Raw genomic sequence first — 12,171 nt, 5'->3', positions numbered from 1 at the left:
TAGGCTGAATGTGTTACCTGTGTGGCCGGTCTGATCTGTAACCTATGTGACCGGTCGTACAGCCAGCGCCATCCACCGTAATTTGTCGGATGACGCTTCGCTTATCCGACCTACGAAACGGATGTTGTAGGGTGGATAAGCGTCAGCGTCATCCACCGCCAGGGTTTTAATCCCGACGGGCGATATCCGCAAAGGTCGCGCCCAGCGTCGTGGCCAGATCGCTGGCGGCGAGTTCGATATCCAGCCCGCGCCTGCCGCCGGAAATATAGATCGTCGCAAACTCCTTCGCGGGTGCGTCGATCACCGTAGGCAGGCGCTTTTTTTGTCCTAAAGGACTGATCCCGCCGACCAGGTAACCGGTCACGCGCTGGGCAACCATCGGGTCGGCCATATCAACCTTCTTCGCGCCCAGCGCTTTGGCAACCTTTTTTAAATCCAGCTGCCCGGAAACGGGCGTCACCGCCACCGCCAGCTGTTTCATATCACCGTTAACGGCCACCAGCAGCGTTTTATAGACCTGCGCGGCATTCAGGCCAAGCTTGCGGACCACCTCGTCGCCAAAATTCGTTTCACTGGGATCGTGATCGTAGCTGTGGAGACGGAAAGGGATTTTATTCTTCTCAAGGAGCTTAACGGCGGGAGTCATGTCATGTTTCCTGCAAAAGTTGTCTCAAAAACGCACAGAGTTGTAATACAGGTGATATCTTTTATTGATAGTCTGTTGCTGCTTAATAGTGATAGCGTTCATCGCCACATTGAGCGACAATTCAGTCTTCGGTCGTTAAATCGGCTGAAATAACAACAATAATAAACTTATTCCTCTTTGACGGGCCAATAGCAATATTGGCCATTTTTTTACTTATTTTTCAACAGCTCAGGTAAGTTTCCTTCCCCGTAAAGATGCAGCGCACCCACCGCCACCACGTAGCGACCGGCGGGCAGCTGGTGCAGAAAATCCAGCCACTGGCGGTTACGCCGATGCATCAGAACATCGTATAGTTCGTCGCCAAATGTATTCGGCAGGTGAATGTTTTCCTGCTGGGGAGGGGATTCCAGCCACCAGCCGATCATCATCTGCAGCAGGCGCGCGTTGGTGTGCCAGTGGGTCAGCGTGTCGCTCAGCAGCGGCATGCCGCCGTCCGGCAGCTGCATGAGGATATCCATCTGGCTTTGTGCGCCTTCCAGCTCTACCACCGGCACCGACATTGCTTTTGCGGCTTCGAGCAGCTGAAAATCGATGCCAAAGTCCGGGCGCAGCCCCAGGCGCTGGGCCTGATGGGCCTGAAGCACCAGCGCAACCTGCCAGGCGGGCTGGGTGTCTATCGCGCTGATAGAAACCCCCATCTCGTTTGCCAGGCTGACAACCTGCTGCCAGTCAGCGGGCGACAGGCGCTCTTCAAGGGGGATTTCTTCGATATCGTGGGAGAAAGGCGAGCCGCCCTCGGTTATGTCGGCTTCGACAATCAGCGCGTCAGCGTCACGGAGCTTTGCGATCAGGCGTTCCGACAGCGGTGCCATATCGCTTGTGCCCATATGAATACTGCCCACAAGGTGAAGATGACGATTGCCCGGCAGAACGATATCAAGTGCGGGCCAGGGATAGCGGGTGGCAGAAAGGCTTGAAAAGAATGCGCTAATTCGCGATAGCAGACCCATAGAGCAGATTCCCTGGCTAAAAAGTCATGCTACCGCTGCGGGGGGAAAGGTGCAAATTTACCCGGCCCGTAGGCCGGATAAGCGAAGCGTCATCCGGCAATTAATCCTTCGGCTTAAACCGCAATAACCGATTCGCGTTGCTCACCACGGTAATGGACGAGAGCGCCATTGCCGCGCCGGCCACCACCGGATTCAGCAGCGTGCCGGTTAGCGGGTAAAGCACCCCTGCGGCAATGGGGATACCCAGCGTGTTATAGACGAAGGCCCCCATCAGGTTCTGCTTCATGTTGCGCAGGGTTGCTTTGGAAATCGCCAGCGCGTCGGCCACCCCGACCAGGCTGTGGCGCATCAGCGTAATGGCTGCGGTTTCGATAGCCACATCGCTGCCGCCGCCCATGGCAATGCCAACTTCGGCCTGGGCCAGGGCTGGCGCGTCGTTAATACCGTCGCCAACCATCGCCACCTGACGACCCTCCTGCTGGAGCTTTTTAATCGCTTCGGCTTTACCATCCGGCAGGACTCCGGCAATGACTTCGTCGATGCCCGCTTCTTTGGCGATGGCGTTGGCCGTGGTCTGGTTATCGCCGGTCAGCATCACCAGGCGGTAGCCGTTGCGGTGCAGGCGCTGAAGGGCGCTCACGCTGTCAGCGCGCAGCGGATCGCGAATGGCAAACAGGGCGGCAAATTTTCCATCGACGGCCAGCAGAACCGGCGTAGCGCCTTTGCTGGCCTGCGCTTCTATTTCTTCCGCCCAGGCTGCGGTATCGATCTTCTGTTCGTCAAGCAGCGCCTTGTTGCCCAGCAGCAGGCTATGGCCTTCCGCTTCGCCGCTGACGCCCAGCCCGCGCAGGGTGCGGAAGCCGTTAACCTGGGGTAACGCTGCCGATTCTGCCTTGTCCAGGATCGCACGGGCCAGCGGGTGGCTAGAACCTTGTTCCAGCGCGGCGGCCAGGCGAACGGCTTCGCTTTCGGGCATTTCGTCACCGGTCAGCACCGCCACAACCTGTGGCTTGCCCTCGGTCAGCGTACCCGTCTTATCAAAGACGATGGTGTCCAGGGTGCTGGCCCGCTGAAGCGCATCGGCATCACGCACCAGCACGCCAAATTCGGCGGCGCGGCCTACGCCGGAAATGATCGACATTGGCGTTGCCAGCCCCAGCGCACAGGGACAGGCGATAATCAGCACGGTAGTGGCGATAACCAGCGTATAAACAATCTGCGGCGCGGGGCCGACGAAGTACCAGACGGCGGCGCTGAGCAGGGCAATCAGCACCACTACGGGCACAAATACGGCGGAGATTTTATCCGCCAGCTGGCCAATTTCCGGCTTGCTGCTTTGCGCCTGGCGCACCATGCGGATAATACGGGACAGCGTGGTATGGCTGCCGGTTGCCGTGGCGCGGAACAGCACGCTGCCGTCCTGCACGACCGTCCCGGCATGAATGCTGTCACCGTCCGCTTTCTGCTGCGGAACCGGCTCGCCGGTCAGCATCGCTTCGTCAAACCAGGCTTCGCCCTGGCTGATTTCGCCGTCCACTGGCACACGGTCGCCGGTGGTCAGGCGCAGCGTCATTCCCGCCGTAACCTCAGCAAGAGGCAGAGATTTCTCGCCTTCTTCCGTCACCACCCGGGCGGTTGGCGGCGTTAAATCCAGCAGACGTTCCAGCGCCTTCGAAGAGCGCTGGCGGGCGCGCTGTTCAAGCATATGGCCGAGGTTTATCAGGCCGATGATCATCGCGCTGGCCTCGTAATAGAGATGGCGCGCCTCCATCGGGAAGTGCTGCGGCCAGATATTGACGGTTATTGAGTAAAGCCATGCGGCCCCGGTGCCCAGCGCCACGAGCGTGTCCATGGTGGCAGCACGGTTCATCAGGCTGCGCCAGGCGCTGCGGTAGAAATGCCCCCCGGCGACAACCATTACCACCAGGGTAATGACGCCAATGGTCATCCAGATGGAGCGGTTATCCTCGGTGAGCATCATGTTGTCGCCGAGCATTCCCCAGATCATCACGGGGATGCCCACCGCCAGCGCAAGAATAGCCTGCCAGCGGAAGCGCTTCGTGGCGGCATTGGCCGTTTCCTGCTGCCGTTCGCGGCGCTCGGCGTCGTCTTCAATCGCTTCGGCACCGTAACCGGCGCTCTCCACGGCCTGAATTAAGGATTCGGCAGAGGCAGTGCCCATAATCAGGGCGCTGCGCTCGGCAAGGTTTACCCGTGCCTGGCTGACCCCCGGAACCTTCTGCAAAGCAGTCTGAACGCGGGAGACGCAGCTGGCGCAGCTCATGCCGTTGATCAACAGCTGCTGGCTGTCATCATCGGCTTCTGCCGGAAGCGTAGGGGAGACCGCTGTCAGTGCTTCCGACGGGGTTGATGACTCATCTGTCAGCGGCTCAGCCTTTGGGTGGCTTGCAACCTCAGCTTCGTATCCCGCCTGCTTCACGGTTTCAACCAGAGCTTCCGGCGTTGCGCTGCCGGTTACGCGGGCGTGGGTTTGCGTAACCTCCGCCTGCTCCACGTCGGGACGCTGCTCGAGGCTCTCCTTCACGCGTTTGACACAGTGGCCGCAGGTCAGGCCATCCAGGGTTAGATCGATAACTTGAGACATCATCAGACTCCTTATTTTTGCGAGTATGGTAAGCTTAAACCTTCCAGTCAGGGGAAGGTCAAGGGGGAATAATGAATATCAGCGACGTGGCGAAAAAGACCGGGCTGACCAGCAAGGCGATTCGTTTTTATGAGGAGAAAGGGCTGGTGACGCCGCCGTTCCGTGCCGAAAATGGCTACCGGACCTACACGCAGAAGCATATTGATGAACTGACGCTGTTACGCCAGTCCCGCCAGGTGGGATTTAATCTTGAGGAGTGCCGCGAGCTGGTGAATCTGTTTAACGATCCTGCGCGGCACAGTTCCGACGTGAAGGCCAGAACGCTGCAAAAGGTGGCGGAGATTGAAAATCATATCGGTGAACTACAGGCGATGCGCCAGCAGCTGCTGACGCTGGCGGAGGCCTGTCCCGGCGATGACGGCGCCGACTGCCCGATTATCGACAACCTGTCCGGCTGCTGCCATCGCCAGAAGGCGGATTAACGCGGCTCTACCTTTAGGGTAATACCCTCGACGGCGACCACCACTACCTCGCTGCCCGCGGGCAAATCGCTGTCTGCCATCACGGGCCAGGAGCTGTCGGCGACGCGGATATGCCCCCGACCGTTGACCAGCGCCGTTTCCAGGCGCAGATGACGGCCAACCAGCTGGTGCCCGCGCTGGTTCAGCACTTCACCCGGCTCCTGCTGCCTGCGCGTAGCGAGCCAGCGCCACCAGAGGAAGGCGGCGACCAGCGTCAGCACGGCAAAGCACACGCCCTGCCACTCCCAGCCTAGCGGCACGACCCATACCAGCAGGCCTGTCACCACCGCCGCCACGCCGCTCCACAGCAGATAACCGCTGGCACCCAGCATTTCGGCTGCCAGCAGCAGGCCGCCGAGCGTCAGCCAGAAGATATGCGCGTGGGCAAACAGCAGGGCGATCATTTTTTACGCTCGTTACCGCTTTGCGCGATAAGTTCGCTGATCCCGGCAATGGAGCCCATCAGGCTGGTGGAATCCAGCGGCATCAGCACCACTTTGCTGTTGTTCGCCGAGCCAATCTGCTGAAGCGCGTCGGTATATTTCTGCGCGACGAAGTAGTTCACCGCCTGGATATCCCCTTTAGCAATGGCCTCTGACACCATCTGCGTGGCGCGGGCCTCCGCTTCGGCGCTACGCTCACGGGCCTCTGCCTGCAAGAAGGCGGACTGGCGCTCGCCTTCGGCCTTCAGGATCTTCGACTGCTTCTCACCCTCCGCCTTGACGATCTGCGCCTGGCGGATCCCTTCCGCCTCCAGAATATAGGCGCGCTTGGTTCGCTCGGCCTTCATCTGCGCGTTCATCGCATCGATAAGCTCAGTCGGCGGACGCACGTCGCGGATCTCAACGCGGGTGATCTTAATCCCCCACGGGTTGGTCGCTTCATCGACGATGTGCAGCAGGCGGGTATTGATGTTGTCGCGCTGGGAGAGCATCTCATCTAACTCCATCGAACCCAGCACGGTACGGATGTTGGTCATGGTCAGGTTAATAATCGCCAGCTCGAGGTTGCTCACCTCGTAGGCCGCGCGCGGCGCGTCAACAACCTGAATAAAGCAGACGGCGTCGATAGCCACGTTGGCGTTATCTTTAGAGATGACTTCCTGGGATGGGATATCTAACACCTGCTCCATCATATTGATTTTGCGGCCCACGCGGTCCATAAACGGCACCACCAGGCTCAGGCCCGGCATCAGCGTTTTCGTATAGCGGCCAAAGCGCTCAACCGTCCACTGGTAGCCCTGAGGCACGATTTTTACCCCGGCACCCACGATAATCAGCGCGACGAGAATAAGTACTGGAATGACGATTAACATTAAAAACCTCCTGGTTGTTTTCACTCTAGTTTACCCGCAGACGGATAAACATTCAGTGACTTCCGCCCCGCCGGACGGAATAGTTTCAGGCGGCAGGCCAGCTGCGGGGGATTATGCCAATCAGGCATAGTAATTATGATTTAAGTTCATTTTATCAATGAGCAAAGCAGGATTAAGCTGTTCTCATTCGGGCGTTCTGCCCATTAATCTTTCTGAGGTTGGAATGAGAAGCGCCACAGTCGATGGGCAACAGGAAAACAAATCCCGCTGGAATACCATCATTGAAGAATTGCTCGACCACGCAGGCATCAAAATTAACGGCGGTAACGCCATTGATATCCAGGTTAATAACCCGCAGTTTTATAAACGTGTTTTACAGGAAGGCTCCCTGGGGCTGGGCGAAAGCTATATGGACGGCTGGTGGGACTGCCAGCGGCTGGATATTTTAATGTGCCGGATCCTGCGCTGCGGCCTCGATAAAAAAGTGCCGAAATCTTTTGCGGATATCCTCCGCGTTGCCAGCGCCCGCCTGTTTAACCTGCAGTCCCGCAAGCGCGCGTGGATTGTCGGCAAAGAGCATTATGACATCGGCAACGACCTGTTTGCGGCGATGCTCGACCCTTATATGCAGTACTCCTGCGCCTACTGGAAGGAAGCGACCGATCTGGTTACCGCCCAGCGCAACAAGCTTAAAATGATCTGCGAAAAGCTCCAGCTGAAGCCGGGAATGAAGCTGCTGGATATCGGCTGCGGATGGGGCGGGCTGGCGCAGTATGCGGCTCAGGAATACGGCGTGTCGGTGGTCGGGGTGACTATTTCTGCCGAACAGCAAAAAATGGCGCTGGACCGCTGCAAAGGGCTGGACGTGGATATTCTTCTGCAGGACTACCGTGATTTAAAAAGCCAGTTCGACCGCATTGTTTCGGTGGGCATGTTTGAACACGTGGGGCCAAAAAACTACGCGACTTATTTTGACGTGGCGGCGCGAAACATTAAGCCGGACGGTTTATTCCTGCTGCATACCATCGGCTCGAACGAAACGGATTTAAACGTCGATCCGTGGATCAATAAATATATCTTCCCGAACGGCTGCCTGCCGTCGGTGCAGCATATTGCCGAAAGCAGCGAGCCGCATTTTATTATGGAAGACTGGCACAACATCGGCGCGGACTACGATAAAACGCTGATGGCCTGGTATGAAAACTTCCAGCAGAGCTGGCCGCAGATTGGGCAGAATTATGACGAGCGCTTTAAACGGATGTTTACCTATTATCTGAACGTCTGCGCCGGAGCGTTCCGGGCACGCAATATTCAGCTGTGGCAGGTGTTGTTAAGCCCGCACGGGGTGGACGGCGGAATACGGGCGTATCGATAATAAATAGTTATGGCATAGGTTGAATTTTTTCTGCCTGTAAAACGTCTGATGAATATCATCAGACGTTTTGTGTTTCAGAGCGTAATGAGTTAATGGACGTGCCCTGGACCATGTTTTTACAAACGCAGTCTTTAGCTGAAATAGCTGCATGGTTAATTCTCAACTAATACTTGTTATATAATTGAATATAGGTTCAACGTGGTAATGAAATCTGGGTTTACTCTTTTTGTATATTACGATGTTGGCAGCAGGGACTTTTGAGTATGCCGACTGATTACGCTCATTATCAATTGATTAAATAAAATTAAACACACGCGTAACAACGCTCCTGATGATGCAACAAGGATGACTCTACCGCATCAGTAAAGTACGGCTAAAATACATCACAAGGCCTGAAATATTGGCTTTTTATGCAAACACTCCCACCGACCTTTGCAAGTATACAATTAGTTACAAATACTCACTTTAACTTAAAGAAATGTAAGGGTAATACTTAAATAGCACTTATTGCACAATTCAATATAGAAGGATTTTATGAATAACATTAAAGAACTTAGTCTTGATGAAATTGCGATGGTCAGCGGCGGCATCACTGCTGCATTGCCATCTACGTCCGGCTCTGCGTCAAATAATAAGGGGGGAGGTTGGCATGATACTAATCCGGGTGGGATGGTAGGTGAGTGCCGCTGGTAATTTAAGTATTAAGTTTCACTAAAGTGCGTGAGAAGCTAAAGGAGTTTTTTAAATGAACGTATTAAGAAATAGACACCTTATCGCTTTTATAGTTTCAATAGTGATCACGCGCTTTATAGTTGATTTTTCATCACTGATAATACTATCTGAAGGCAGGCACATACCAGATGCCTTGGTTGCATTTTTTTGCTTTCTAGGAATTTATAATTCCGCGCTGGTGTTGTTTACTATTTTATTACCTAAGCACAAACCATCTATATAGCTGATTTGTTCCGCCTGGTTACATTATGTTAATTCATGCATATTGCTCTGTGACTGCTTGGTTCCAGTAACCGTAACGTTCAAATGATGATGGCAAGGGATATAATGCGGCGCTTCAACGTCATTTTTTTTGATAAAATAAAACAAAAACACTTCTTTTTTTTGTTTGTGTTCATATTGCATGTGTCTATTTTATTTGCACCAGGGACTTCCATTCCAGTGATTGGGATGAAGAAGACAATACAATCAATTTTTACCATTGAATTTATTGTCGGGATTATCGTGTTTTTTCTCTTCTTTTTCAAAGAAGAGTTGATTTCAATTGAAAAAATAAAAGCGGCTTCTGTAGCTCTTTTTATCTTACTGCTCATTCAATTTGCATATTATTCCCTTGGTACTCATAATGCAGGTTTAATGACAATTACCAAAAATAATATTTCAACCATCCTAATGCTGGTGCTAGTCGCTCCGTTTTATGAAGAGGTATTTTACAGAGGGTGTCTGCTGGATTTTTTGAAGCCATTAACCTCAGGACTTATCTTCCCTATAATGGCAACATCTGTAACCTTTAGTTTAATTCACACGCAGTATAGTTCACTGACAGATCATTTTGTTCTTTTTTTTATTTCTGTCATTTTATGTGCGGTTAGAATAATGACAAAAAGTTTACTTCTGCCTTATGTATTGCATATGTTAATGAATTTATTCGTTTTTTCGATAAGCGTTCAGGGTTTCTATTAGCAAAATGACTTTATTCAGAAAGGAATTTTTAGATCATCAAAATGACACTGAATATGGTGACATTATTATCCCTGCATCCTTTGGTCTGTTAGTCAGCGCAGTTGCTACGATAGCATTACTTACTCTTATTTCTGCCTTCATCTGTTTTGGGCAGTACACTCGAAAAGCCCATCTCTCCGGCCTCGTTATGCCCTCCACGGGGCTGGTTAAAATAATCCCCGAATACCCCGGGTACGTTACAAAATTAACGGTTTCAGAAGGGCAATATGTCACAGCGGGTACTCCACTTTACCATATCAGTGCTGAACGTTATGACGGGCAAGGCACTGGTACAATGGCCGCCATGAGTCTGTCACTCAATACACAGTATTCAATGCTGACATCACAGCAGATTCTTGAACAGCGTGATAATAACCAGCAGCAGCAGGCCACCAGTCAGCGTATTTCCACCCTGCAACCGCAGATAAAAAGTGCAGAAGACCGTCTGGCTCAGGCAGAACAGCAGGTAAAGCTCTCCGTTTCCGTCATGAGCCGCTACCGGAAGCTTCTGGCCACCCATTACGTATCTGATATTGAGTATCAGCAAAAACAAATTGAAGTATCCGCAGCACAGGAGAACGTTGAGAATCAGCGCCAGCTGCTTATGCAAATACACTCCAGTCTGGATACAGCAGAAGACGAACTGAAACACCTCATCACGCAGGGCCAAAGCCGACAGGCAGAGATCGCAAGGCAGCTTCAGGGGATCAGGCAGCAGCAGGTTGAGTTAGCGGGACAGCGAAATTTCACACTGACCTCACCGGTATCAGGTACCGTAGCCGCCATTCTTGTCCGGCATGGACAGTCTGTCAGGGCGGCAGAACCAGTTATGACTCTGGTACCTGATAACGCCCATTTGCAGGTTGAACTTTTTGCAACCAGTCAGAACGCGGGATTTATACAGCCAGGCCAGCGTGTTGCTCTTCGATTTGCCGCCTTTCCTTATCAGAAATTCGGTGTTCAGTACGGCACTATCCGCGAAATCAGTCGCACGACGCTGAGCTCATCCGAGCTACTTTCTGTGTCACCCGTTACCTGGAAAGAAAATGAAGGCCACTACCGCGTGATCGTAGTGCCAGAAAACACCTTTATCCTGGCGTATGGCCGCAAAGAACCTTTGCGCCCCGGCATGACACTCGAAGGGGATGTAAGTCTCGATACCCGACATCTGTGGGAATGGCTGACAGAGCCGCTCTGGAGCCTGAAAGGAAAACTGTAATGGAAGCACTTAAATGGTCAGGAAAAAAGCACTTGCCGATGATAAGACAGACGGAATCTGCAGAGTGTGGCTTAGCTTGCCTTGCAATGATGGCCTGCTGGCATGGTCTGAAGACCGACTTACCTGCACTGCGTGAACGCTTCAGTATCAGCACGCAGGGAATGACTCTCCAGCGATTGATAGAATGCGCATCTGGTATTCATCTCTCTTCTCGTGCGCTTAGACTTGAGCCAGACGATATGAAGCACCTGACACTTCCTTGTATTCTCCACTGGAACATGAACCATTTTGTTGTGCTTCACCAGGTCAGAGGCAATGGGCTGGTAATACACGATCCTGATAAGGGAAGAATCAAGGTTTCCCTGGAGGAAGCTGGTAAACATTTTACCGGCGTCGCCGTAGAAATGACGCCAGCCGGTAATTTTTCCCCGCGTGATGAAAGGAAAAAAATTCGCCTCGCTATCTAACAAGGAACAGTGAATCTGCAAGTCGGTTTGGTTTTGCCATTCTTCTCTGTTATCTAAAAAATATTGGGTCGGGAATGATGAGACCGTACAGTGCCCTGCCATCCTCGTGACTAGTCCTGGCATAGGTTGACAGTTTTCTGCGAGTAAAACGCCTTAAGAACATCATCAGACGTTTTGTATTTCAGGGCCAGATGTGGGCGCTAATAGTTATAGATTGCTAAGGTTTCTTTTACCATTATTCTGACTTGCTCCAGGTCAGCCGGGCGCGCAATATTCAGCTGTGGCAGGTGTTGTTAAGCCCGCACGGGGTGGACGGCGGAATACGGGCGTATCGATAAAAATTAAAAAGGCCGAAGACATTAACGTCGGCCTTTTTTGCGTTATCAGTAGAGCAGGGAGTACATCTGGCGGCGGTACTTAGAGGCCAGCGCGTCGCCGGTGCCGAGCGCAGCCAGAATTTCCATCAGCATTTTGCGCACGTTACCGTCGGCGGCACCCAGGTCTTTCTTCAGGTGGGTGTACAGCAGCTCCAGAGCTTCCTCGTTACGACCGACCTGATGCAGCTGTAGCGCCAGCTGGCTTGCGAGCTGGGCGTTTTCAGGATCTTGATCCACCTGCTGCTGAAGCTGCTGGATCTCCGGGGTATCCGCCGCCTGCTTAAGCAGGTCGATCTGCGCGATCAGCCCCTGGTAACGGGTATCCTGATCCTGCAGCGGAATGGTTTTCAGCACGGCTTCGGCGTCTTCGCTGCGGTTCAGGGCAATCTGCACTTCCGCCAGCAGCAGGCCAATCTCACTGTTCTGATTAGAGATTTGCCACGCATCCTTCAGCAGCGGCAGCGCTTCGGCGTGCTTGCCTTCCTGCACCAGCAGCATGGCCTCCTGGGCCTTTAACTCTTCTTCACGCGGCAGCACTTTTTCCAGCAGGGCGCGAATAGCCTCTTCCGGCTGCGGCCCCTGGAAGCCGTCCACCGGCTGACCGTTCTGGAACAGATAGACCGTTGGAATGCTGCGCAGCCCGAACTGGGAAGCCACCATCTGCTCGGCGTCGCAGTCTACTTTGGCAAGAACGAACTGGCCCTGATACTGGGCGGCCAGCCTGTCCAGCACCGGCGTCAGCTCTTCACAATGCTGGCTGCGGGCGGACCAGAAGTAGAACAGCACTGGCGTGGCGACGGATTGCTCCAGGGTCTGGTGCAGGTTCGCTTCGGTAATGTCGATAATGTATTCGGCTGACATGAATCAATTCCTTATAACGATTTGTTTTTACATGGGGGCGA

General features: G+C 53.4%; 11 protein-coding genes and 1 pseudogene. 6 read left to right on the top strand and 6 right to left on the bottom strand.

Translation table 11 applies throughout. From position 1 onward, the window contains the following. Nucleotides 1–166: 166 nt before the first annotated feature. From ybaK to copA, 3 genes are all read right to left on the bottom strand, one after another. Nucleotides 167–646 carry a Cys-tRNA(Pro)/Cys-tRNA(Cys) deacylase YbaK gene (gene ybaK, locus AAE045_RS21240; RefSeq protein WP_455549384.1) on the bottom strand — a complete coding sequence of 160 codons (480 nt, stop codon included), beginning with the start codon at nucleotides 644–646 and terminating at the stop codon, nucleotides 167–169. A gap of 209 nt (nucleotides 647–855) precedes the next feature. Further along, entirely contained in the window at nucleotides 856–1,656 is an 801-nt protein-coding gene (locus AAE045_RS21235; RefSeq protein WP_455549383.1) for a TraB/GumN family protein, read from the bottom strand. A gap of 100 nt (nucleotides 1,657–1,756) precedes the next feature. Then, nucleotides 1,757–4,261, bottom strand: coding sequence for a copper-exporting P-type ATPase CopA (copA, locus tag AAE045_RS21230; RefSeq protein WP_455549392.1), 2,505 nt, complete (start codon nucleotides 4,259–4,261; stop codon nucleotides 1,757–1,759). Nucleotides 4,262–4,332: 71 nt separating this feature from the next. Between copA and cueR the strand changes: the two genes are divergently transcribed. Then, nucleotides 4,333–4,743 carry a Cu(I)-responsive transcriptional regulator gene (cueR, locus tag AAE045_RS21225; protein WP_202302010.1) on the top strand — a complete coding sequence of 137 codons (411 nt, stop codon included), beginning with the start codon at nucleotides 4,333–4,335 and terminating at the stop codon, nucleotides 4,741–4,743. Here the strand turns inward: cueR and AAE045_RS21220 are convergent. Together AAE045_RS21220 and AAE045_RS21215 are read right to left on the bottom strand one after the other, a co-directional pair. Continuing rightward, a complete protein-coding gene (locus AAE045_RS21220) occupies nucleotides 4,740–5,186 on the bottom strand; it encodes an NfeD family protein (protein ID WP_455549382.1) in 447 nt (148 codons plus the stop codon). The genes cueR and AAE045_RS21220 overlap by 4 nt on opposite strands. Beyond that, nucleotides 5,183–6,097 carry an SPFH domain-containing protein gene (locus AAE045_RS21215; RefSeq protein ID WP_455549381.1) on the bottom strand — a complete coding sequence of 305 codons (915 nt, stop codon included), beginning with the start codon at nucleotides 6,095–6,097 and terminating at the stop codon, nucleotides 5,183–5,185. The genes AAE045_RS21220 and AAE045_RS21215 overlap by 4 nt, the downstream gene beginning before the upstream one ends. A gap of 223 nt (nucleotides 6,098–6,320) precedes the next feature. Between AAE045_RS21215 and cfa the strand changes: the two genes are divergently transcribed. The 5 genes and pseudogenes from cfa to AAE045_RS21190 all read left to right on the top strand — a co-directional run. Continuing rightward, nucleotides 6,321–7,472 (top strand): cyclopropane fatty acyl phospholipid synthase, encoded by a 1,152-nt coding sequence (gene cfa / locus AAE045_RS21210; RefSeq protein WP_455549380.1) that lies wholly within the window; start codon nucleotides 6,321–6,323, stop codon nucleotides 7,470–7,472. 534 nt (nucleotides 7,473–8,006) lie between these two features. Beyond that, nucleotides 8,007–8,165: a hypothetical protein gene (locus tag AAE045_RS21205; protein ID WP_455549379.1), complete on the top strand. Its 159-nt coding sequence runs from the start codon at nucleotides 8,007–8,009 to the stop codon at nucleotides 8,163–8,165. A 366-nt stretch (nucleotides 8,166–8,531) separates the two neighbouring features. Next, a complete protein-coding gene (locus AAE045_RS21200) occupies nucleotides 8,532–9,167 on the top strand; it encodes a CPBP family intramembrane glutamic endopeptidase (protein WP_455549378.1) in 636 nt (211 codons plus the stop codon). A gap of 4 nt (nucleotides 9,168–9,171) precedes the next feature. Beyond that, nucleotides 9,172–10,425: an HlyD family secretion protein gene (locus AAE045_RS21195; protein WP_455549377.1), complete on the top strand. Its 1,254-nt coding sequence runs from the start codon at nucleotides 9,172–9,174 to the stop codon at nucleotides 10,423–10,425. Further along, a pseudogene (locus tag AAE045_RS21190) lies at nucleotides 10,425–10,883 on the top strand (cysteine peptidase family C39 domain-containing protein); the annotation flags it as partial. The gene AAE045_RS21195 and the pseudogene AAE045_RS21190, both read left to right, overlap by 1 nt. Nucleotides 10,884–11,275: 392 nt before the next feature. Here AAE045_RS21190 and AAE045_RS21185 read toward each other — a convergent pair. Next, nucleotides 11,276–12,130: a co-chaperone YbbN gene (locus AAE045_RS21185; protein WP_455549376.1), complete on the bottom strand. Its 855-nt coding sequence runs from the start codon at nucleotides 12,128–12,130 to the stop codon at nucleotides 11,276–11,278. Nucleotides 12,131–12,171 lie beyond the last annotated feature (41 nt).

It is taken from the genome of Dryocola clanedunensis (genome assembly GCF_038405435.1).
Lineage (GTDB): Bacteria > Pseudomonadota > Gammaproteobacteria > Enterobacterales > Enterobacteriaceae > Dryocola > Dryocola clanedunensis_A.
The sequence above is the reverse complement of the archived record's forward strand: the minus strand, read 5'-3'. Positions and strand labels throughout refer to the sequence as shown.